The 22,474-nt window shown below is 72.2% G+C and carries 19 protein-coding genes and 1 pseudogene; 9 read left to right on the forward strand and 11 right to left on the reverse strand.

Annotated elements, in window-relative coordinates:
- The coding region (locus tag AB0F81_RS41335; protein ID WP_360207468.1) for a CAP domain-containing protein at positions 1–905 on the forward strand (905 nt) is incomplete at its 5' end.
- A gap of 81 nt (positions 906–986) precedes the next feature.
- On the forward strand, positions 987–1,940 hold the full coding sequence (locus AB0F81_RS41340) for a hypothetical protein (protein ID WP_360207471.1): 954 nt from the start codon (positions 987–989) through the stop codon (positions 1,938–1,940).
- Here AB0F81_RS41340 and AB0F81_RS41345 read toward each other — a convergent pair.
- Together AB0F81_RS41345 and AB0F81_RS41350 are read right to left on the reverse strand one after the other, a co-directional pair.
- Complete coding sequence (locus AB0F81_RS41345; RefSeq protein ID WP_360207474.1) at positions 1,924–4,245, reverse strand: pyruvate dehydrogenase; 2,322 nt, start codon at positions 4,243–4,245, stop codon at positions 1,924–1,926. The two genes, AB0F81_RS41340 and AB0F81_RS41345, sit on opposite strands and share 17 nt — an antisense overlap.
- Before the next feature lie 7 nt (positions 4,246–4,252).
- Positions 4,253–5,455, reverse strand: coding sequence for a PLP-dependent transferase (locus AB0F81_RS41350; RefSeq protein ID WP_360207476.1), 1,203 nt, complete (start codon positions 5,453–5,455; stop codon positions 4,253–4,255).
- Positions 5,456–5,569: 114 nt separating this feature from the next.
- Here AB0F81_RS41350 and AB0F81_RS41355 point away from each other — a divergent pair, with 114 nt between their 5' ends.
- Positions 5,570–6,049 carry an Lrp/AsnC family transcriptional regulator gene (locus AB0F81_RS41355; RefSeq protein ID WP_360207479.1) on the forward strand — a complete coding sequence of 160 codons (480 nt, stop codon included), beginning with the start codon at positions 5,570–5,572 and terminating at the stop codon, positions 6,047–6,049.
- Here AB0F81_RS41355 and AB0F81_RS41360 read toward each other — a convergent pair.
- The 4 genes from AB0F81_RS41360 to AB0F81_RS41375 all read right to left on the reverse strand — a co-directional run bounded on the left by AB0F81_RS41360 (position 6,046) and on the right by AB0F81_RS41375 (position 11,092).
- On the reverse strand, positions 6,046–7,566 hold the full coding sequence (locus tag AB0F81_RS41360; RefSeq protein ID WP_360207482.1) for a GGDEF domain-containing protein: 1,521 nt from the start codon (positions 7,564–7,566) through the stop codon (positions 6,046–6,048). The two genes, AB0F81_RS41355 and AB0F81_RS41360, sit on opposite strands and share 4 nt — an antisense overlap.
- A gap of 87 nt (positions 7,567–7,653) precedes the next feature.
- Positions 7,654–8,988 (reverse strand): MFS transporter, encoded by a 1,335-nt coding sequence (locus tag AB0F81_RS41365; protein ID WP_360207484.1) that lies wholly within the window; start codon positions 8,986–8,988, stop codon positions 7,654–7,656.
- Positions 8,985–9,812 carry an SDR family NAD(P)-dependent oxidoreductase gene (locus tag AB0F81_RS41370; RefSeq protein ID WP_360207487.1) on the reverse strand — a complete coding sequence of 276 codons (828 nt, stop codon included), beginning with the start codon at positions 9,810–9,812 and terminating at the stop codon, positions 8,985–8,987. The genes AB0F81_RS41365 and AB0F81_RS41370 overlap by 4 nt, the downstream gene beginning before the upstream one ends.
- Positions 9,809–11,092, reverse strand: a complete 1,284-nt coding sequence (locus AB0F81_RS41375) for an NAD(P)-binding domain-containing protein (RefSeq protein ID WP_360207489.1) — start codon at positions 11,090–11,092, stop codon at positions 9,809–9,811. The genes AB0F81_RS41370 and AB0F81_RS41375 overlap by 4 nt, the downstream gene beginning before the upstream one ends.
- A gap of 130 nt (positions 11,093–11,222) precedes the next feature.
- Here AB0F81_RS41375 and AB0F81_RS41380 point away from each other — a divergent pair, with 130 nt between their 5' ends.
- From AB0F81_RS41380 to uidB, 6 genes are all read left to right on the forward strand, one after another.
- The gene (locus tag AB0F81_RS41380; RefSeq protein ID WP_360207491.1) at positions 11,223–12,332 is read left to right on the forward strand and encodes a helix-turn-helix domain-containing protein; all 1,110 of its coding nucleotides are present in this window, start codon (positions 11,223–11,225) and stop codon (positions 12,330–12,332) included.
- A 189-nt stretch (positions 12,333–12,521) separates the two neighbouring features.
- The gene (ygiD, locus tag AB0F81_RS41385; protein ID WP_360207494.1) at positions 12,522–13,403 is read left to right on the forward strand and encodes a 4,5-DOPA dioxygenase extradiol; all 882 of its coding nucleotides are present in this window, start codon (positions 12,522–12,524) and stop codon (positions 13,401–13,403) included.
- Positions 13,403–14,626, forward strand: coding sequence for a helix-turn-helix domain-containing protein (locus AB0F81_RS41390; RefSeq protein WP_360207496.1), 1,224 nt, complete (start codon positions 13,403–13,405; stop codon positions 14,624–14,626). Before ygiD ends, AB0F81_RS41390 begins: the two co-directional genes overlap by 1 nt.
- Before the next feature lie 93 nt (positions 14,627–14,719).
- Positions 14,720–15,352 (forward strand): cytidylate kinase-like family protein, encoded by a 633-nt coding sequence (locus AB0F81_RS41395; protein WP_360207498.1) that lies wholly within the window; start codon positions 14,720–14,722, stop codon positions 15,350–15,352.
- 101 nt (positions 15,353–15,453) lie between these two features.
- Positions 15,454–17,229 carry a beta-glucuronidase gene (gene uidA, locus AB0F81_RS41400; protein ID WP_360207501.1) on the forward strand — a complete coding sequence of 592 codons (1,776 nt, stop codon included), beginning with the start codon at positions 15,454–15,456 and terminating at the stop codon, positions 17,227–17,229.
- Between the two features lie 5 nt (positions 17,230–17,234).
- Entirely contained in the window at positions 17,235–18,623 is a 1,389-nt protein-coding gene (gene uidB / locus AB0F81_RS41405) for a glucuronide transporter (protein WP_360207503.1), read from the forward strand.
- A 62-nt stretch (positions 18,624–18,685) separates the two neighbouring features.
- On the opposite strand, the gene AB0F81_RS41410 is transcribed toward uidB, so the two are convergent.
- The 5 genes and pseudogenes from AB0F81_RS41410 to AB0F81_RS41430 all read right to left on the reverse strand — a co-directional run.
- Positions 18,686–19,306 carry a response regulator transcription factor gene (locus tag AB0F81_RS41410; RefSeq protein ID WP_360207506.1) on the reverse strand — a complete coding sequence of 207 codons (621 nt, stop codon included), beginning with the start codon at positions 19,304–19,306 and terminating at the stop codon, positions 18,686–18,688.
- Positions 19,303–20,649 carry a sensor histidine kinase gene (locus AB0F81_RS41415; RefSeq protein WP_360207509.1) on the reverse strand — a complete coding sequence of 449 codons (1,347 nt, stop codon included), beginning with the start codon at positions 20,647–20,649 and terminating at the stop codon, positions 19,303–19,305. The genes AB0F81_RS41410 and AB0F81_RS41415 overlap by 4 nt, the downstream gene beginning before the upstream one ends.
- A gap of 6 nt (positions 20,650–20,655) precedes the next feature.
- Positions 20,656–21,402 carry an ABC transporter permease gene (locus AB0F81_RS41420; protein WP_360207512.1) on the reverse strand — a complete coding sequence of 249 codons (747 nt, stop codon included), beginning with the start codon at positions 21,400–21,402 and terminating at the stop codon, positions 20,656–20,658.
- Positions 21,403–21,504: 102 nt separating this feature from the next.
- Positions 21,505–22,161, reverse strand: a pseudogene (locus AB0F81_RS41425) (ABC transporter ATP-binding protein); the annotation flags it as partial.
- Between the two features lie 125 nt (positions 22,162–22,286).
- Positions 22,287–22,474, reverse strand: a 188-nt coding sequence (locus tag AB0F81_RS41430; protein WP_360207514.1) for a hypothetical protein, incomplete at its 5' end; no start/stop codon positions are given.

The following is a 22,474-nucleotide window of genomic DNA, read 5'->3' on the forward strand; positions in this document are numbered from 1 at the left end:
ACGACCGGTACGGCAGCTACTCCAACGCGGGTAGCTACGTGGACATCGCCGCCCCGGGCAGCAACATTTTGAGCACGTACCCGACTGCGCTCGGTACGTCGTACAAGTCGATGAACGGCACGTCGATGGCCTCGCCGCACATCGCGGCGGTCGCCGCGCTGCTGAAGGCGGCGAACAAGGCGCTGACGCCGGACCAGATCGAGGCCGCGATGGAGCAGAACGCGGTCGACCTGGGAACGAAGGGCTTCGACAAGGACTACGGCAACGGCCGGGTCGACGTGGTGGCCGCGCTGGCCGCTGTCGCACCGGTGACCACGCCACCGACCACCGCGCCGACGACCAGCGCTCCTGTCACGACCGCTCCGACGACCAGCGCTCCCGTCACGACCGCGCCCACGACCAGCGCTCCCGTGACCAAGGCCCCGACCACCAGCGCGCCCGTCACCACCGCGCCGGTGACCAGCGCCCCGGTGACGACGGCTCCGACCGCCGCGCCCACCACCAGCGCTCCCACCAAGCTCGTGACCGACTACGAGGCGCAGGTCGTCGCGCTGACCAACGCGCAGCGGACCGCCAACGGCTGCGCCCCGCTCCGCGTCGACGACCGGCTGACCGCGGCGGCTCGCGCGCACAGCGCGGACATGGCGACGCAGGGCTTCTTCAGCCACACCGGCTCCAACGGGAGCACCTTCGTGGTGCGGGTGACCCAGGCCGGCTACCCGAGCCCGTCGGCCGAGAACATCGCCTACGGTTACCGCACCTCGCAGGACGTGATGACCGGCTGGATGAACAGCAGCGGACACCGCGCCAACATCCTGAACTGCTCCAGCGTCGCGGTCGGCGTCGGCCTGGTGTTCAAGGCGGACGGCACCACGTACTGGACCCAGAACTTCGGCCGGGTCTGATCCGGGAATCACCATCGAGCGGGACGCACCTCCCTCCGCGGAGGGAGGTGCGTCCCCGCGCCCGTTTCTACCGTCGACCACATGCGGACAGTGGAACGGTTCGACGGGCGGGTGGCCGCGTACGGCGCGGCCCTGGCGATGGCGCCGTACTTCATCCTGAAGATCTTCTGGACGGTTGACGGACTGCACGGCGGAGGGCTGCACCAGGGCGCGTGGAGCCACCTGAACTGGGCGGTCATCAACGGGCTGACCGTACTGATGGCCGGGCTGGCCATGCTGCTCGGCCTCGCGCTGGCGCAACCGTGGGGCATGCGCGCGCCGGCCTGGCCGGTGCTGCTCCCGGCCTGGATCGGCATGGGTTTCCTGGTGCCGATGATCCCGCTGATCCCGGTCCTCGCGCTGGTGAACACGGACACCGGCGGCGCCGCCGCGGAGTCGCCGATGAGCGCCTGGGAGATCGGCGTGCTGTCGGTGTCGTTCGCCGGCTTCGCGATCGGGATGGCGATCGCCGCCCCGTTCTACGCCGCGCGGCGCTGGCCGGAGGCGTTCTCCGACGTCGACGTCCCGGCCGGCCCGGGCCTGCGGGTCACCGTGGCGCGGCTGGCGGCCGCGCTCGCCGTCGCCCTCGGCCTGCCGCAACTCATCTGGGCGCTGGGCGCGACGATCGGCCTGAACACCGCGACGCTCGACCACCGCGACGCGCGGTGGCACCTGCTCACCGGCAACAGCGGGGTGTGGGCGCTGGCCGCCGCGTGGAGCGCGTGGACGCTGACCCGGCACACCGGCCGGGTGCCGCTGCTGATGGCGTGGCTGGCCTCCGGGTTCCTGTTCGCGTGGGGGTCGTGGCGGGCCGCCTTCTCGTTCGCGGTGACGCCGGAGTTCCCGCCACCGGAGCAGCCGTGGGTGCTGACGCTGCAGAACCACTTCGGCGCGGTCGCCGGCCTGCTCCTTCTCGTCGTGGTCCTGCTGACGGTCTCCGAGAAGGCCGGGCGACGGGGTTCACCGGCGAAACGACGGATCACCCGCGACGCGTGACGGTCAGCGCGGCGTCGACGATCGAGCCGGTGTCGATGCCGTGCAGGCGGTAGGCGTCGGCCAGGCTGGACGACTGACCGAACGCGGTCACCCCCAGGCAGCGGATCCGGTCGCCGCGGGCCGCGCCGAGGAACGCCAGCGTGTGCGGGTGCCCGTCGTGGACGGTGACCAGCGGCGCCGGGTGCTCGGCGGGGAACAGCTCGTCCAGGATGCCGCCGCCCACGCCGGCGTCCCGGCTGCCGCGCTGCTGGAACGACCGGAAGACCAGATCCGGGCTGGTCAGGCAGACCACCCCGGCGTTGACCGACTCGGCCGCCAGCGCCTCCGCGGCCGCGATGACCTCCGGCATGATCGCGCCCACGCCGACCAGCGTGACGTGCTCGTCCCGCGGGTCGTGCGCGGCCGGCAGCCGGTAGCCACCCGCGACGGCCTGCCGCCGGCGGCGTTCCCGCAGGGCCGGCTCCTCGGGCACCCGGGCGAGCCGCGGGTCCAGGGGCCGGGTGGACAGCCGGAAATACGCCGAGGTGCCGCCCTCGATGCCGACCTGGCTCATGGCGTGCAGGAAGCACCACTCCAGGTCCTGCGCGAACGCCGGTTCCCAGGCGACGCACTCGGGCTGCTCCAGCGCGATCGACGGGGTGCTGATCGACTGGTGTGCCCCGCCCTCCGGCGCCAGCGTCACCCCGGACGGGGTGCCGACCAGGATCGACTGGCCGCCGGCGTAGATGCCGTAGGACCACGGTTCCAGGGCGCGGGAGACGAACGGGTCGTACAGGGTGGCGATCGGGATGAGCCGCTCGCCCCACCGCGACCAGGTCGCGCCGAGCTCGCCGAGCAGCGAGACCAGGTTGACCTCGGCGATCCCGAGCTCGATGTGCTGGCCGTTGCTGTTCTCCTGCCAGCGCAGCACCCGCTCGGCGTCGTCGGCGAACCAGTCGTGCCGGTTCTCCACCGACCACACGCCGGTCTTGTTGATCCAGCCGCCCAGGTTGGTGGAGGACGCGACGTCCGGCGAGCAGGTGACGACCCGGGCCGCCGCCTCGGGCGCGTCACGCGGCAGGTCGGCCAGCAGCCGGCCGAGGGCCGCCTGCGTGCTGGTCGGCTTGCGATAGCCGTGGCCGAGCTGGGCGGGCATCGCGATCGACGCGGTGGGCGCGGTGGGCTCCCGGCGCAGCGTACGTCCCCGGTCCGCGCACAAACGCCCGGCCGGGGTGTCGGCGCCGAAACGCTGCCAGGGCGCCTGCCGGTCCATGCCGGAGGCCGCCGCCAGCGCTTCCATCTGGGTGGCGGACAGCAGCGCGGAGTGGTTGTTGGGGTGCCCCTCGGTCGGCAGACCGCGGCCCTTGACGGTGTAGGCGAAGACGACGGTCGGCCGGTGCGGGTCGACGTCGCGGAAGGTGTCGACCAGCAGCCCCAGGTCGTGACCGCCGAGGTCACGGACGGCGGCCGCCAGGTCGGCCGGCGGGATCTCGGCGAGCAGCGCCTTGAGCTCGGCGTTGTCGTCGACGGCGAGGATCCGCTCGGCGATGTCCGCGGCGTCGACCCGCAGCATCCGCTGGTACTCCTCGTTCGGCATCGCCTCCAGCCGGGCCCGCAGCGCCGCCCCGCCGGGGCGCTCGAACAGCCGGGAGATGATCCGGCCCCACTTGAGGACGACGACCTGCCAGCCGGCGGCGGCGAACATGCCCTGCAGCTTGGCGATCTGGATGTCCGGGACGACCCGGTCCAGCGACTGCCGGTTGAGGTCGACCACCCAGAGCAGCTCGCCGAGCTTGGCGACCATCGGGTCCATGACGGCTTCCCAGATGGCGCCCTCGTCGAGTTCGGCGTCGCCGAGCAGGCTGACGAACCGGCCGCCGGCGGGCGCGCCGGGGAACTGGGAGGCGACGTAGCGGTGTGCCATCGCCGCCCACAGCGCGGCGGTCGCCCCGATGCCGACCGAGCCGGTGGAGAAGTCGACCGTGCCCGGGTCCTTGCGCCGCGACGGGTAGGACTGCAGGCCGCCCTTGGCACGCAGCCTCGGCAGATAGGACTCGTCGAGGTCGCCGAGCAGGTAGTTGATCGCGTGCAGCACCGGCGAGGCGTGCGGTTTCACCGACACCCGGTCCTGGCTGGTCAGCTCGGCGAACCAGAGGGCCACCATGATGTCAACCATCGAGGCGCTGGAGGCCTGGTGGCCGCCGACCTTGACCCCGGAGTCGTTGGGCCGGCCGGCGTTGGCGGCGTCGACGATCGAGGCCGACAGCCACAGCACTCGGCGGGCGATCTCGCGCAGGACCTCGGCGTCGGGCTGCTTGTCGTTCATCGGCGTCCTATCGGGTGGAGGCGAGCACCGGCGCGCCGGCGGTGGCCGTGAGCGCCTGGTCGAGATCCTGGACCAGGTCGTCGACGTGTTCCAGGCCGATCGAGAGTCGCACAAGGTTGGCCGACGGGCGAGCCTCGGCGGCCACCGGCCGGTGTGTCAGCGCCGCCGGGTGCTGGATCAGCGAGTCGACCCCGCCCAGCGAGACGGCGTGGGTGAACAGCCGGGTGCCCGAGGTGAGCCGGGTGGCGGCCTCGAACCCGCCCCGCAGCGCCACCGCGATCATGGCGCCGGTCCCCCGCATCTGCCGGCGCAGCAGTCCGCGCGGGTCGCCGTCGGCGCCGGGGTAGAAGACCCGGTCGACGGCGGGGTGCGCGGCCAGCCAGGCGGCGACCCGCACCGCGTTCTCCTGCTGCGCGCGCACCCGGATCGGCAGCGTGGTCAGGCCCCGGTGCAGCAGGTAGCCGCCCAGCGGGTGGAGCAGCCCGCCGGTGACGGCCCGCACCTGCCGCAGGCGCGCGGCGGTCTCCTCGTCGCAGGCGATGACGCCGGCGACGACGTCGCCGTGCCCGCCCAGATATTTGGTCGCGCTGTGCAGCGCCATCGCGGCACCGAGCGGTACGGGGTTCTGCAGGACCGGCGTGGCGAAGGTGTTGTCGACCAGCACCGGGACGCCCCCGGCCTGCGCCACGACGGCGGCGATGTCGACCAGGTCCAGGGTCGGGTTGGCCGGGGTCTCCAGGACGACCAGCCCGGTGTCGGGCCGGATCGCGGCACCGACGTGCGCCTCGTCGCAGTAGGTCACCTCCGCGCCGAGCAGGCCGGTGGCGAGCAGGTGGTCGGTGCCGCCGTAGAGCGGGCGCACGGCCACCACGTGCCGCCTGCCGATCATGGTGGTGTGGGCCAGGATCGCCGCGGTCATCGCCGCCATCCCGGAGCCGAAGGCCACCGCGGCGTCGGTGTGCTCCAGCCGCGCCAGGGCGGTCTCGAACCGCGCCACGGTCGGGTTCCAGAGCCGGGCGTAGACCGCTCCGCCGTCCGGCAGCGGATATCCGCCGGCGGCCATCGCCTCGTAGGACTCACCGCCGCGGCTGATGTCCGGCAGCGGGTTGGTCGACGACAGGTCGAGAGGCAGGGCGTGGACGCCGAGCGCGGTGAGGTCCTCACGGCCGGCGTGCACGGCAACCGAGTCGCGTTGCAGAGGGCTGGTCATGCGAAGAGGTTTCCGGAAGTCACAACTTTTTCATAGAGTTGTTGCTGAATACACAACTCGGCGGCCGGATCTCGTGTTTTCGAGCAGGCGCCGAACGGTTTGGGAGCGATCACATTGCGGAATGCGCAACCGGCGGGCGCGCTCGACCAGGTGGACCGGCTGCTGCTGAGCGCGCTGTCCGAGGACGCCGCGGTCAGCAACAAGACGCTCGCCGGCCGGCTCGGGCTGGCCGAGTCCACCTGCGCCTACCGGGTGCGGGCGCTGCGCGAGGCCGGCGTGCTCACCGGCACCCGGGCCCAGCTGGACCTGGCGCTGCTGGGCTACCCCCTGCAGGCGATCGTCAAGGTGCGCCTCGGCAGTCACACCATGGCGAACGTCAACCAGCTCTACGACGCGCTGGCCGCCGCCCCGGGCGTCATCCAGGCCTTCCACATCGCCGGCGCCGACGACTTCCACCTGCACGTCGCGGTCGAGAACGCCGAGGCGCTGCGCGACTTCGTGCTCCAGCACGTCACCAGCCACCGGGTGGTCCGGCAGACCGAGACCCAGCTGGTCTTCGAGGTGCGCCACGGCGCGGGCGTGCTGGCCCGCTAGCTCGCCGCCGGCTGCGCGGGCGCGTGGCTCTGGTGGCGCCGCGCGTCACGCAGCGCCGGCTCGAAACGGACCACGACGTTCTTGCCGGCGTTCTTCGCCGCGTACAGCGCCAGGTCGGCGTCGCGCAGCAGGTCGCTGCCGTCGGCCGGGCCGTCGGTGACCAGCAGCCCGATGCTGGTCGTCACGTGCAGCAGGTGCCCGTCGATCAGGTAGGGCTCGGCCAGCGCGGCCACGACGCCGCGGGCCAGTGGCATAGCGTCGCCGTCCAGGCCGGCGGGCAGCAGCACGACGAACTCGTCGCCGCCGAGGCGCGCGAGCACGGCGTCCGCCGGGGTCACCGCCCGCAGCCGCTGCGACACCTCGACGAGCAGCCCGTCACCGGCCGGGTGGCCGTAGGTGTCATTGACGTCCTTGAACCCGTCCAGGTCGCAGAGCAGCACCGTGGGCCGCCCGGCCTGCTGCAGTTGCTCGCCGAGCATGGCGCGGTTCCCCAGACCGGTCAGCGGATCGTGCAGGGCCCGGTACGTCAGCTGGTCCTGCAGCTCCTGCTGCCGGCGCAGCGCCGCGTCCAGCGCGGTGCTGCGGCGGTCGAGCTCGGCGGCGCGGCGCTGCGCCACCCGGGCGACGATGGCGAGCCGGATGATGAGCAGCACCGACAGCACCGCGACGATGACCGCCGGCCCCACCGGTGCGTCGTTGCTCCCGGTCAGCCGCCCCTGGAAGATCCACAGGGTGGGTGCGGAGACCGCGACCAGGACGAAGACCGTGCACCGCTGCCAGGTGAGACTCTCGTCGGACAGGACCGGGGGCCGGCGCTGCATCGGGTACCGGGCGGCGAGGCCGAACAGCACGTAGGCGGCCGTCCAGACCAGGTAGGTCAGACCGGTGGCCGCCGTGGAGCCGCTCCGGCTGATCTCGGTGAGATAGATGGCCTCGCCCGTCAGCAGGGTCACCAGCGCCACCGCGGTCAGGGTGTAGCCACGGCCCGCGAAGCCGCCGACGAACAGCAGTCGGGCGGCGCAGGCGAACATGAGCAGCACACAGACGATGTAGCCGATGGCGGTCACCGTCGCGGGCACCGAGCTCTCGACCTTGTTCAGGTACGGCATCACCGCGAACATCCAGGCCGGCAGCAGCAACCCGGCCGTGGTGATCACCGCGTCGATCACGCCGACCCGGGAGCGCCCCTCCGAGCGGTGCGCCAGGACGAGCAGGCCGGCCGACACGGCCAGATAGTGCCCGAAGAAGAAGATGTCGCCGGCCGACGGCAGGGTCACGTTGGCGCCGTAGAGCAGCACGACGATCGTCCAGACCACGTCGGCCAGGAACCGCAGCGTCATCCCGGCCACGAGCAGGGTCCACCCCGGCCCGCGCCCGCGCGCGGTGGTGCGCAGGCTGCGCAGCAGGACGGCGACGGCACCGCCCGAGACCAGCAGGTAGCTGCCCTCACGCCAGCCGGTGGGCGCGCAGAACGCCACGACCCCGCAGATCACGCCGAGCACGACCAGGAGGCGCAAGGTCCCGGCACCCCGGCCCGGTGGCGAAAGTCGCGGCATTCGTTCAGCGTGCCGCCGGCGGGTTGCCGTACGGGTGCGAACGCCGCGTTACGGGGTAGCGCCTCGGCCGGCGTCCAGCGTCCAGCGCAGCTGGAAGGCCAGGGCCGCGGCCATCAGGACGGCCGGGACCACGGTGAAGCCGATCAGCAGGGCGGTGCGGGCGGAGTCCGGCTGGGCCACGGTGTGGCCCTCGGTGGTGGCGATGAAGCCGCCGATGGCGAGGACCGCGGAGTAGACGTACGGGCCGATGGCGGTGCCGGTCGCCTCGGTGGCCGTCCAGACCCCGGTGTAGGCGCCGGCCCGGGCGCTGCCGCGGGTCTCGGCGGCCGCCACGGCGTCCGGAACCATGGAGAAGGCGAACAGCTGGAGCCCGGCGAAGGCGATGCCCAGCGCCACGACCACGGCTACGGCGGGCACGACGCCGTACCCGAGCAGCGGCGCCAGCGAGCCGAGCACGAAGACCGCCTGGGAGATCAGCAGGCCGCGCTGCTTGCCGATGCGCCGCGACACCCGCGCCCAGACCGGGCCGGCGATGACGGCCGGGCCGAGGAACGCGCCCATGAACACGGCGGTTAGGCCGGAGTCGTCGAAGACGTACTCGGTGTAGAACGGCAGCGCGGCCAGGAACAGGTGCGTGGTGGTGCCGGTGAACAGGTACGACAGCACCAGCGCCCGGAAGTCGCGGTCGCGCCAGGCGGTGGCGATGTCGCCGAGCGTGGAGTGCTCGTGCTCGTCCGGCGTGCGCACGCCGGCGGAGGCGGTGAGGCGCCGCACCCCGGTCAGCGCGACCAGGCCGGAGACCACCATGACGCCGGAGAGCAGCAGGGCCATCCGGGCGTAGTCCCCGCGCTCGCCCGCGGCCACCAGGGCCGGGGCGGCGACGCCCGCGCCGAGCAGGCCGAGGGTCAGGAAGAGCATCCGGAACATGAAGACCCGGGTGCGCTCGTGATAGCCGACGCGCAGGTCGGACGGGGTGGTCAGATAGGGCACCTGGAAGCACGCGAAGAGCAGGTTGCCGGCGATGAACCAGCCACCGACCCAGAGCGCGGCCGGCGCACCGGACAGCCCGGCCGGAACCGTGAACATCGCGACCATCGCCACGGCGAGCAGCAGGCCCACCCGCAGCATGCCGCGCCGGTGCCCGGTGCGGCGGGCTTCCCGGTCGGAGCGGCTGCCGAGCAGTGGATGCACCACCACGTCGATGATCTTCGGCAGCAGCAGGGTGAGACCGGCCAGGAACGGCGAGACGCCGAGCGTGTGGGTCAGGAAGTAGAGCAGCAGCAACCCGGGAACGGTCACCCAGACGCCCATCCCGATCGAGCCGGTGGCGTACGCGAGCAGGTCCGGCGTCCGGGTCCGCGTCTGCTCCCGGGTCGTGGTCACCGGGTCCCCCCGTGCCGTGCGACGACCCCGGCGGCCAGGTCGGCCCCGGCGAACGCGCCGGACCGGGCCCGGCCCGCGAGGGTACGGGCGACGATCCGATCGGTCAGCGCGGGCAGGTGCCGGGCCAGGAAGAACTCGACGGCCCCGCGCCGCGTGGTCGGCAGGTCCCGGCGTGCGCGGCGGCTCAGCGCGGCGCGCAGCACCGTGCGCACCACGCCGTCGAGCGGCTCGTACCGGCTCATGCCCTCCAGCGAGAGCCCGGCCGCGGCGGTCGAGTCGTGGATCGGGCTGCGCACCGCGGACGGGTAGACGCAGGTGACGCCGACGTGGGTGCCGATCTCCAGGCGCAGCGCGTCCGCGTAGGCCACCAGCGCCCGTTTCGAGGCGCCGTAGGCGGCGGCCAGGGGCAGCTGCATGACGGCCATCCGCGAGGAGAGCATCACCACCCGGCCCCGCGCGGCGACCAGCGCGTCCACGCATGCGGCGGTCACCCGCCAGGCGCCGAGCAGGTTGATGTCGAGCTGGCGGCGCACCTGCTCGCCCGGCGGCAGCTCGGCCGGGGCCGGACCGCCGATCCCGGCGTTGTTGATCAGCAGGTCGAGCCCGCCCAGCCGGGCGATCGCCTCGCCCACCGCCACCGGCACCGCGTCGTCGTCGGTGAGGTCGCAGGCCAGGACCTCGACCGGGTCGTCCGGGCGGGGCGCCCGGTCCAGCCCGATCACGTGGGCGCCGAGCGCGTCCAGGCGGGCGCAGATCGCCCGGCCGAACGTCCCGGACGCGCCGGTGACCAGAACACGCATCCCGCGGGGATCTCGGGTGCTCATGCCACTCCTCCTCGGGCGAGACGGTTGCGACCGGCCGCGATCTCACGGGGCAGCTCGGCGACGTACCGATCGAAATCAATGCGCATGTGGGGCCGCGCGTGCTCGCCCCAGCGATCGACGGCAGCGCGCAGGGCGCGCTCGACGGCGCGCTGCTGCGCGCCGGCGGAGGGCAGGGCATAGGAGCCGGAGAGGTACGCGGCCGCCAGTTTCGCCTGGGCCTCGACGACCGGGAAGGCCGCGCCGGTGGACTGCATCAGCCCGACGAACGCCAGACTCGGGTCGTCGAGGTGGAAGACCCGCTGGTAGAGCGGCATCCGCTCCGGGTCGGGGCCGAGCCATCGCGAGGACAGGAACGGGATGCTGACCCGGTAGCCGGTGGCCCAGACGATCACGTCGACGAGGTCGGCGGTGCCGTCGGCGAAGACCACCCGGGCCCCGTCGAGGCGGTCGATGCCGGGGCGCGCGGCCACCTCGCCGTGGGTGAGCCGGTGCAGGATGGTGTCGCTGATCGTCGGGTGGTTCTGGAACAGCCCACCGGCCGGGGCGGGCAGGCCGTAACTCTGCGGGGTGCCGACGGCCAGCCGCAGCATGGTCTCGGCGATGCGCTGGCGAACCCGCCAGGGCAGGGCGGCGAGGGCGCCGCCGGTCGCGTCCGCCGGGCGGCCGAAGAGGAACTTCGGCACGATGTGCACCCCGTGCCGGGCCGAGAGCAGCACCGGGCCGCGGGCCGTGTAGGAGGCGTCCACCGCGATGTCCATGGCGGAGTTGCCCATCCCGACCACCAGCACCCGCCGGTCCTGGAAGACGTCGGCGGTGCGGTAGTCGTGGGCGTGCATCTGGACGCCGTCGAAGGTGCCGGGATAGCCGGGGTCCGGCAGGCGCGGGTCCCAGTTGTGGCCGTTGGCGACGATCACGGCGTCGTACTGCTGCGTGTCGCCGGCCTCGGTGGTCACCGTCCAGGTCTCGTCGCGCTCGACCCGGGCGACCGCGCTGCCGAACCGGATGTGCTGGGTGAGCCCGAACTTGCCGGCGTAGTCCGCCAGATATCCGGCGATGTGGCCGGCCGACGGGTAGTGCGGCCAGTCGGCCGGCATCGGGAAGTCGGCGAACTCGGTGCGCCCCCGGCTGGTGTTCAGGTGCAGGGAGGCGTAGGCGCTGCCCGCCCACAGTCCGCCGGGCCGGTCGCTGCGCTCGTAGGCGACCGGCTCGCAGCCGGCGTCGAGCAGGGCCTTGACCGCGGCCAGGCCGGCGGCGCCCGCGCCGATCACGGCGACACGCATGCGACTTCTCCTCGGGCCGTTGTGGTGTTCGCCAAACCGTATGCGCTGGCAACCGCCCTGGACATGGCGTGCGCCACGCGATTAGCGGTTCCGGTTGTGGGCCACCACAACGCCACGGCAGCATGGCGGCATGAGCGCACCGGACGGCTGGACCGCCGTGGTCGACCTGATCGAACGGGTCATGGGCGACGACGACCTGCTGCCGTCGGTGATCGCCGGGGTGCGCACGACGGTGCGGGAGGTCGCCGCGCTGCCGCCGTCCGACATCGCCGGGCACACCCGGGCGCTGCTCACCGCGGCGACCCGGGCCCTCGCCGCCCGGCGCGGCCCGACCGAGGCCGAGCTGTCGTTCGTCGAGGAACTCGGCGTCACCCGGGCCCGGCAGGGCGTGCCGATCGAGGCGGTGCTGGGCGCCATCCACGTCGCCGAACGCGCCATCTGGGCGCGGGCCCGGGAAGTGGCCCGCTCCGAAGGGGTCGGCGCCGACCGGCTGCTCGACGCCCGGGAGCTGTACGACGACTGGGCCGAGGCCGTCCGGGCCCGGCTGATCAGCGCGCACCGGGCCGCGAAGGCGGTCGCGGACCCGCTGCCGGGCGGCCGGGACGCGGCGATCCTGCGGCGGCTGCTCCAGGGCGGTTCGGCGGCGGCGCTCGCGGTGGCCGAGGCCGGGCTGCCGGTCGCCGGCGGGCTGTGGGTGCTGGTCGCCCGCCCCGGCGAGCACACCGAGCGGGCGCTGCGCGAGCATCCGCCGGTGCTGTGCGCGGTCGTGCAGGACCTGCTGGTCGGTGTCCTCTCCCGGCCCCCGTCCGCGCGCGTCGGCACGGCCGGGCTCGCCGGGCCCGCCGAGCCGGACAAGCTGGCGCCCGTTCAGCGGCTGGCGGTCGCCGCGCTGGCCGCCGCCGAGGCGACCGGCCGCACCGGCGTCGTGCACATCGCCGACGTGGCGTGGGTGGCCGCGCTGACCGAGCGGGCCGACCTGGCCGCCGTCCTGCTCGACCGCCACCAGCGCGCCTGGGCCGCGCTGGGCCCGAACGCCGAACCGGTCGCGCACGCCGTCCTCGCCTGGCTGGAGTGCGACCGCGACGTCACCGCCGCCGGCGAGAGGCTGTTCGTGCACCCCAACACGGTGCGCAACCGGGTCCGGCGGTTCACCGAGGTCACCGGCGTCGATCCGGCCGGCACCTTCGGCGCCACGACCGCCTGGTGGCTGTGCCGCACCTGGCTGCGGGAAGCCACCTGATCGGCCGCCCCGCGTCTCGCCCTCCTTCGAGCGCCAGCACGGCTTCGGCGGCGTAGGCGGACTCGACCTCCACGATGTAGCCCGGCCAGCAGGCCGAGCCATCCCGGCGGACAACGCGCGCGACGTTCGTTGCCGACGGTCGGCAAGCACGTAGCATCGGTGAATCGACCACGGCGAGGGGGCCGCCCCATGAGCACCGACACCTCTGGCACGCCGAGCGGCCTGATGCCCGCCGCGTTCTTCGGGCACGGCAACCCGATGAACGCGCTGGACATCAACCGCTACACCACCGCGTGGAAAGCGTTCGGGGAGGCCGTTCCCCGCCCACGGGCGATCCTCGTGGTCAGCGCGCACTGGTACATCAATGCCACCGCGGTCACCGCGATGCCCAAGCCCCGGACCATCCACGACTTCTACGGATTTCCGCAGCCGCTGTTCGACGTGCAGTACCCGGCTCCCGGACTGCCCGAGCTGGCGACCGAGATCAGCGACGTCGTCCACCCGACGTGGGTGGGTGCGGACGTCGACAGCTGGGGGATCGACCACGGCACCTGGTCGGTGCTGACGCACGCCTTCCCCGACGCCTCCATCCCCGTCGTGCAGCTCAGCATCAACGCCGACAAACCCCTCGACTACCACCTGAAGCTGGGCGCGCAGCTGGCGCCGCTGCGGGAGCGGGGCGTGCTGATCGTGGCCAGCGGCAACGTCGTGCACAACCTGCGCGGCATGGACTGGAACCTCACCGACGACGGCTACGACTGGGCGCAGCGTTTCGACGAGGACGCCAGGACCCGCATGCTGAGCGACCCCGCCGACTTCGCGGCGCTCGACGCGCACCGTGACTACCGGCAGGCCGTGCCCACCCCGGACCACTTCATCCCGGCGCTCTACCTGGCCGGCCTCGCCTCGGTGTCCGGCACGGCCGGCACCGAGGTCCTGGTCGACGGCTACGCCTACGGGTCGCTGTCGATGACCGCCTACACGCTCGGGCTGTCCTGCCCGCACGCCGCGGGCAAGGGTGGCTCCCCGCGGCCGCCCGCCGGCCTGCCGCCCGACACCTCCAACATCTGATGAGCGGCAGGACGAGGCGGCCGCCGGGACGGCAGGCAGAGCCCGGCCCGGAGGATGCCTGGCTCGTCGAGGTGGCCGAGGGCGCCAGCCGCGACGCGGGCGGCGTCCCGGTGCAGCTGCTCGGCGACTACCTGCCGCTGCTCGCCGACGCGGCCGTCCACGGGCGCCAGGTCAAGAAGCGGGAGCTGGACGCGGTGGGCCTGCTCGGCCGGCAGGCGGCCGAGCAGGGCATCTCCGCCGGGCGGGTGGTGCAGCTGTACCTGTCGGCGGCCCGGCGACTGTGGCAGGACCTGCCGATGGTGGTGCGCTCCCGCGACCGGGAAGCGGTGCGCGATGCCGCCTCCGCCGTGTTGCAGGTAGTCGACAAGGCGGTCGCGACCCTCGCCGAGGGCTATGCGGACGCCCGCCGGGACCTGGTCCGGCGGGAGGAGACCCTGCGCCGGGAGCTGATCGACGATCTGCTGCGCGGCGACTCCGACCTCGGCGCGCTGGTGGAGCGCGCGGAGCCGTTCGGGCTCGACCTGGCCCGGGTGCACCAGGTGGCGCTGGCCGCCCCGAGCCGCCGGCTGCCGGACGCGGACGCCGCCATCAGCGCGCTGGAGGCGGTGGTGTTCGACCGGCTCGGCGACCGCGACGTGCTGGTGGCGACCAAGGACGGCCTGCTGGTGGTGATCGCACCCGCCGAGGCGGCGGAGGCCGACCCGATGGAGGCGAGCAACGAGCTCGGCCGGCTCATGCACGGCGAACTGAGCCGCCGGCCCCGCGGGCGGCCCTGGCGGGTCGCCGTCGGCCGCCCCCACCCGGGGCTGTACGGCATCGCCCGGTCCTACGAGGAGGCCCGCGAGGCGCTCACCATGGCCGGGCGGCTGAACACCGACGACCCGGTCGTCAACGCCCACGACCTGCTCATCTACCGGGTCCTGCTGCGCGATCAACCGGCCATCGTCGACCTGGTCCAGGCGGTGCTGACACCGCTGGCCCGGGCCCGCGGCGGCGCCGCGCCCCTGGTCGACACCCTGGACGCCTACTTCGCCACCGGGACGGTCGCCACCGAGGCGGCCAAGCGGCTGCACGTGTCGGTGCGCACCGTCACGTACCGGTTGGACCGGATCAAGACCTTGACCGGCTACGACCCGGCTGATCCCGCGCACCGTTTCACCCTGCAGGCCGCCGTGCTCGGCGCCAAGATGCTCAACTGGCCGCAGGAGCCGCTCCCCGGCTGAATCGAGCTGGCACCCGTGGTCGTCACCGCGGCGGGTTGCCCGCCGGCGTCCGGCACGGCCAGGATGGAACCACAAGTGCGGGTTGGAGGTTCCATGTCCGCGACATCGAGTTCCGGCCGCGCCGTCCGGCCGGTGGTGACCCTCTTCGAGTCGTTCGGTTCCGGGGCGCAGGAGGTGGGCTCCCGGGTCGCTGACGCGCTCGGGGTGATGTTCCACGCTCAGGCGTTCTCCTCCGAGGAGCTGGAGGCGCCCGCGCCCGACCGCGCCGACGACAGCCTGCTGTCCCGCGTCTACTCCGCGATGGGCGGCTCGTATGCCGCGCTGGAGGGCCCGGCGGTGGCGATGTTCCAGCAGGACGAGCACGACATGGTCCTGCGCAACACCCGCTGGGTCCGGGAGGCGGCCGAGGCCGGGGCGGTGATCGTCGGTCACAACGGGGCGCTGATCCTGGCGGACCGGCCGGGCGCGCTGCACGTGCTGCTCGACGCGCCGAAACAGTGGCGCATCGCGCGGGCCGCCCGCACCAGCGGCATCGATCCGGCCCGGGCCGCCCGGCGGCAGAGCCGCGAGGATCAGATCCGGGCGGACATGTCGATCCGGCTCTACGGCTGGGATCCGCGCGAGCCCAGCCGGTACGACCTCGTGCTGAACACCGGCACCCTCGGCCTCGACGCCTGCGTGGAGATCGTCGTGCACGCGAGCCGGGTCAAGGCGGCGGCTGCCTGACCGGCGCGCGAGGCAAGACTTGGCAATCCGTTGCTGTCGATGTCGCCGTCCGCGCCCAATGGAGGAAACACCCCCGAAACCATCAATCATGGAGGTACGGCGTGCTTCGCCCTCAGGACACCGCCACCCGCGACCGCAAGCGCCTCGACGGGCTGTGGCGATTCGCCCTCGACCCGGCCGCCGAGGGCCGCACCGCGCGATGGTTCGCCGGGCCGCTGCCCCGCTCGCGGGACATGGCCGTACCGGCCAGCTTCAACGACGTGATCGCCGACCCGGCGGTCCGCGACTACTTCGGCGACCTCTGGTACCAGAACACCGTCCGCGTCCCGCACGGCTGGGACGGCCGACGGATCGTGCTGCACTTCGAATCGGTCACCCACCGGGCCACCGTGTGGGTCGGCGACGTCGAGGTGGCCTCGCACGAGGGCGGCTACACCCCGTTCGCGGCGGACATCACCGAGCACGTCCGCGCCGGCGAGCCGATCCGGGTGACCGTGCTGGTCAACAACACCCTCAGCTTCCAGACGATCCCGCCGGGCGTCATCGAGGACACCCCGGCCGGGCCGCGCCAGCGGTACTGGCACGACTTCTTCAACTACGCGGGCATCCACCGGCCGGTCTGGCTCTACCAGACCGGGCCGGTCCACCTGACCGACGTCACGGTGCGCACCGATCTGGACGGCGCCACCGGGATCGTCGAGTACACGAGCGCCGCGAGCGGCTCCGCCCGTACCCATGTGGTGCTGCGGGACGCGACCGGCCGGGCCGTGGCCGAGGCCGACGGCGCCGAAGGCGCCCTGACCGTGGAGAACGTGCACCGCTGGGCGCCCGGCGACGGCTATCTGTACGACCTGGAGGTCCAGCTCGCCGACGACACCGGTGCGGTGGTGGACGCCTATCACCAGAGCGTCGGCGTGCGCACCGTCAAGGTCGCCGGCAACCGCTTTCTGATCAACGGCGAGCCGTTCTACTTCACCGGCTTCGGCAAGCACGAGGACCTCGCGGTGATCGGCAAGGGCCACAACGACGCGTTCATGGTGCACGACTTCGAGCTGCTCGGCTGGATCGGCGCCAACTCGTTCCGGACCTCGCACTACCCGTACTCCGAGGACGTCCTGGACTACGCCGACCGGCACGGCATCGTGCTCATCGACGAGACCGCGGCGGTGGGGCTCAACATGGGCCTCGGCGGTGGCATCTTCGGCGCGCAGGGTTACACCACGTTCAGCCCGGACACCGTCAACGACGTCAGCCGGGCGGTTCACGCACAGGCGATCCGCGAACTCGTCGATCGGGACAAGAACCATCCGAGCGTGGTGCTCTGGTCGATCGCCAACGAGCCGGAGAGCGACACCGAGGGCGCGGAGAACTACTTCCGGCCGCTGTTCGAGCTCACCCGCGAACTGGACCCGACCCGGCCGGTCGGCTTCGTCAACGTCATGCTCGCGCCGTACGGCAGCTGCCGGGTCTCGCAGTTCGCCGACGTGCTCATGCTGAACCGCTACTACGGCTGGTACACCCACACCGGCGACCTGGCCGCCGCCGAGCAGGCCTGGGAGCAGGAGCTGCGCGGCTGGGCGAGCGAGAACAAGCCGATCATCATCACCGAATACGGCGCCGACACCTACCCCGGCCTGCACTCGATCGGCAACCAGCCGTGGACCGAGGAGTACCAGGTCGAGTACCTCGACATGAATCACCGCGTGTTCGACCGGATCGACGCGGTCGTCGGCGAGCACGTCTGGAACTTCGCCGACTTCGCCACCACCTCCGGGGTGATGCGCGTCGGCGGCAACAAGAAGGGCGTGTTCACCCGCGACCGGCAGCCCAAGGCCGCCGCGCACGCGCTGCGGCGCCGCTGGCGGAAGGACACGTGATCACCGTGAGCACGGCCACCTCCGTCGCGCCCACCGTCGCCCCGCGCCGGCTCGGCACGCTCCAGTTCCTGGGGTACGCCGCGGGCGACGCGGCCAACAACCTCGCGTTCTCGATGACCTCGTTCTTCCTGCTGATCTACTACACCGACGTGGTCGGGATCAGCGCCGCGGCCGCCGGGACGCTGTTTCTGGTGATCCGGGTCTGGGACGGGTTCGCGGACATCTTCGCCGGCCGGGTCGTCGACAAGACGATGACCCGGTGGGGCAAGTTCCGCCCGTTCTTCCTGTTCGGCGGGCTGCCGGTGCTGCTGCTGAGCGTCGCCACGTTCACCGTGCCCGGCCTGGCCGACAGCACCGGCCCGAAACTGCTGCTCGCCTACCTGACCTACGGTCTGCTCGGGCTCGCGTACAGCCTGGTCAACATCCCGTACGGCTCGCTGGCCGCGGCGATGACCCAGGTCCCCGCCGAGCGCGCGAAGCTGGCCAGTTTCCGGATGATCGGCACCGCGGTCACCACCATCATGCTGGCCTTCGTGGTCTCGCCGCAGATCCAGCAGTACCGCGGCGACCCGGACGGCTTCCAGCGTTCGCTGCTGATCACCACGCTGGTCTTCGCGGTCGTCGGGCTCGGCCTCTACCTGTTCCTGTTCGCCACCGCCCGCGAGTCGGTGCAGCGCGACGTCGCGAACGTCAGCGCCCGGCAGAGCTTCACCACCCTCAAGGTGAACAAGCCGCTGATCATGCTGTGTGTGGCGTCGCTGGCGTTCCTGACCGCGTTGTTCTCGCTGCAGACCGTCCAGGTCTATTACGCCCGCGACGTGCTGGGCAACGCCAACCTGCTCACCGCGCTGACCGTGCTCAGCGTCGGGGCGATCTTCGTGGTCGCGCCGCTGGTGCCGCGGCTGGTCCGGGCGATCGGCAAGAAGCGGGCGTTCCTGCTCTTCGGCGTGATCGGGCTGTTCGCCGGCGTCGGGATCTCGCTGTCGCCGCCCTCCACGCCCTGGGTCTCCCTGATGTTCTTCGGGATCATGGGCGTCTCCACGGCCGGCGTCAACACGCTGATGTGGGCGCTGGAGGCCGACACCGTCGAGTACGGCGAGTGGAAGACCGGCGTCCGCACCGAGGGCATCACCTACGCCCTGTTCTCCTTCACCCGCAAGCTGGGCCAGGCGGTCGGCGGCGCGGTCGCCGCCTACGCGATCGCGCTCGGCGGTTACGTGGGCGGCGCCGCGACGCAGAGCCCCGAGGCGATCAATGCCATCCGGTACGCCTCCGGCTTCGTCCCGGTGGTGTTCATCCTGATCGGCATCCTGCTCTTCGCCCGCTACCCGCTCACCGAACGGGTCTTCGCCACGATGGTCGCCGAGACCCAGGCCCGCCGCACCGCGCCCTGACCCACCGCCTCACCCGAGAGCCCGCCGCCGGCGGGCTCTTCCGCGTGACACGCGGCGGGTCGTCAGGTGAGCAGGCGACGGCGGTAGCCCTCGGCCACCGCCGAGGCTCGATCGCGGACACCAAGTTTGTCATAGATGTGCTGCAAATGGGTCTTGATGCTCGCTTCGCCGATGAACAGCGCTTTCGCGGCATCTCGATTTGAGTGTCCGTTCGCGACCAATTGCAGCACCTGCTTCTCCCGATCGGTCAGGGAGCCGGCGCCGGGCCTGCGAACCTGGCCCATCAGGTGCTGCGTCACCGACGGCGCGAGCACCGACTCGCCACGCGCGGCCGCACGGACGGCTCGCATCAGTTCCTCGGGCAGAGCATCCTTCAGGAGATAACCGATCGCGCCCGCCTCGATCGCCGGCAGGACGTCGCTCTCGCTGTCGAAGGTGGTCAGGATCAGCACCCGGGCGCCGGGGGCCCGCTCGCGCAGGGCCGCCGTCGCGGCGACGCCATCCATCCTGGGCATCCGAAGGTCCATGAGCACGACGTCCGCCGCCAGCGACGTCGCCCGTTCGACACCCTCGGCGCCGTCCCCGGCCTCACCGACCACCACGATGCCCTCGGCGCCTGCGAAGGTGTCGCGAAGCCCGCCCCGCACGATCGGATGGTCGTCGACGATCACCAGCCGAATCATCGGTCGGTCTCCCCCTTCGCGCTCGTGCCCACGGCGGCGATCGCCGGAACGCGCGCACTGACGGATGTCCCGTCACCCGGTGCGCTCTGCACCTCCACGTGCCCGCCGACCCCTCTGACGCGCTGGCGCATGCTCGTCAGACCGAAGCCGGTGCCGGCCCCGTTCGCGAAGCCGCGTCCATCATCCCGCACGTCCAGCAGGACCTCGGGGCCCGTGTACGACAGCGTGACACCGACCCGCGAGGCCGCCGCGTGCTTCGCGACGTTGGTCAGCGACTCCTGCGCCACCCGGAAGAGCGCCACCTCGATCGCCGGGCTCAGTGGCTCGGGGGTGCCGGTGACCTCCACCTGCGCGCTGACCCCGTGGTCCGCCGACCATCGCTCGGTCAACGTGCGGAGCGCGCCGGGGAGGTGCGCTCGCCCCAGCTCCTGGGGAGCGAGCGCCCGCACGGACCGTCTGGCCTCGGTCAGGCTGCTGCGCGCGAGCCGAAGTGCACGCGCGACGTGCTCGTCGGTCTCGCCCCGCACACTCGCGGAACGCTCCGCGGCCTGCAGCTGTGTGATGATGCCGGCGAGACCCTGGGCCAGCGTGTCGTGGATCTCGCCGGCCAATCGCTGCCGCTCGTCCTGCGCCCCGGATTCGCGGGCCTGGGCGACCAGTTGCGCATGGAGCCCGGCGTTCTCGTGCAGTGCCGCCTCGAGTCGCTCGACCAGTTCCTCCCGCTTGCGTTCCTCCGGTTCGCTGCGCGCCGTCAGCAGGATGCCCACCCCGATCGCCGCCGTCTGCACGGCGACGATCAGGATGAATTCCGCGAGCATGTCGGCATCCGGGTCGGCCCACACGTGCATCGCCGAGCCGTTGAGGGCCACGGAGGTGGCCAGGACGCCGAGCACCCCCAACGGCCACGGCCTGAGCAGGTACGCGTGGAAGAACCCCGCGATGGTGAAGACGAGGAAGATGTCGGAGTACGTCATGAGGGTGACGCACAGTGCCAGCAGTCCGACGAAGTAGACGGCTGTCGGCACGGGCCGCAGCGTCCTGCTCCTGATGGGCAGCGTGTGCCCGAACAGCACCCACAGCACCGAGACCGCGACCAGCCCGAGGACGGATGCGCCCGCCGGCCGGAAGCCTGCGCCCGAGGCCGGAAGCACCCACGAGAAGTAGATCGCCGTCGAGGTCGCCAGCAGCAGCCACGGTGTGCTCAACTGCAGCAGGTCCCAGACCCGCAGCTGCTCCTTCTTCCAGGCCAGCCGGGAGCTGTTCGTGATCTCCGCCTCTTCCGCGACGGCGGATCCGCGCGTCCCGGAGCTCGGGCGCTCACCCGCCCCGGCGTCTCGCGTCATCGTCACCTATTCCCAGCGGAAGAGCTTCGCGGCGAGCGCGCTCGCGATCACTGCGATACCCGCCATTATGGCGATCTGCAGCCAGAAGGGCTGCCCACCGGCGGTGGCGGTGATCTCGCCCGCCTCGGCGGACCACGCCGCGGTGAGAGCCTGCAGCCCGGGCGGGATGAACTCGCCCACCTCGCGCAGCACGTCGGGCATGAGGACACGAGGCAGGAAAGCCCCGCCGAAGAACATCAGCGCAACGAACAGGAGGGTGCCGATCTGGTTCGCGGCACTGCTCGTGCGGACCACCGCCGCGGAGATCATGCCGAGCCCGAGCAGGGCCGCATAGCCGACGATGAAGGCGACCACGACCTCCAGGGGCCGCTCGGGCGGCGCGACGTCCAGCACCGCCCACGCAAGGAAGATCATGAGTGCCGCGGAGACGACCACGGAGGCGAACGCGACGATCATCTGCGCGAGCAGGACAGTCCGCGGATGCACCGGAGTGGTCGACAGTCTTCGCAGGATGCCACGCTCACGATACGTCGTGATCACCGCCGGGACGTGCTGCACGGCGATCATCACCATCCCGAACACCAGTGCGGTCGGCGCCCAGATGTCGATGGACCGGAGCCCGCCGGTCTCCGGCGACGACTCTCTGAGTGCCGGGATGGCGCCCAGCCCCAGCAGAAGCCCCGTCGGGAACAAAACACCGAAGACGACGGTGGCGGGGTCTCGGAGGAAGAGTCTCGTCTCGATCCTGATCATGTTCGTCAGAGCGGGCAAGGGTCAGCCTTCCTTCGAGCGTGATTCGGAGGATCCCGCGGCGCGGCCCGTCAAGGCCACGAACGCGTCGTCGAGGTTGCTCGCCTGCGCGATCAGCCCGGCCGGCGTGTCCACGGCGGCAACCCGGCCACCGTCGATGACGGCGATCCGGTCGCTCAGGCGCTCCGCCTCGTCCATGAAGTGCGTGACGAGCAGGATCGTGACGCCCGTGTCACGAACCCGCTTGATGAGGCTCCAGGTGTCGCGCCTCGCCTGCGGGTCCAGTCCCGTCGTCAGCTCGTCGAGGATCACCACCTTCGGGTTGCCGACCAGGGCGAGCGCGATCGAGAGCCGCTGCTTCTGTCCGCCCGACAGAGCCCGGTAGCGCGTGTTGCGCTTCCCGGTGAGACCGAGGAGCTCCATGAGCTCACGCCAGTCGACGGGGTCGCGGTAGAAGGAGCTGTAGAGCTCGAGGGCTTCGGCGACCTTGATCGCGTCGGGCAGACTGCTCTCCTGCAGTTGCACGCCGAGTAGCTCACGCACCTGCGCGCGGTGCTTTCTCACATCGAGTCCCAGCACCGAGATCGTGCCCGCATCGGGCGTCCGAAGGCCGGCGATGCACTCGACGGTGGTCGTCTTACCGGCGCCGTTGGAGCCGATGATGCTGAAGATCTCCCCCTCTTCCACGGTGAACGAGACGTCGTCGACGGCAACGTGCTTCCCGTAGCGTTTGTGCAGATTTCGTACTTCTAGAGCGGTCACACCGCGAAGTTACGGGCGCACCGCACCCCGCAACGTCGACCGTCGCGTCTCCGCTCGGGTTGATTCGCGCCTCCACCATTCGGTGGATCCACAGCACCGTGCGGAGCGGCCGGAGCCCTGCGGGGTCATCGCTCGCCCAGCGCGCTGACCAGCTCGGCGCGCAGGGCGTCGTCGGCGGCCAGGCCCGGATCGAGCAGGGACAGGACACCGTGGACCGCCTCGGCCGGGGAGCCGGCGGCCGCGGCGGTCGCCGTACCAGCTCCGACATGATGAAAACGGCGTGATTGGCCAGCGCCGGCCGGCCCCAGGCCTG

The sequence above is a fragment of the Actinoplanes sp. NPDC024001 genome, assembly GCF_040638955.1.
Classification (GTDB): Bacteria; Actinomycetota; Actinomycetes; order Mycobacteriales; family Micromonosporaceae; genus Actinoplanes.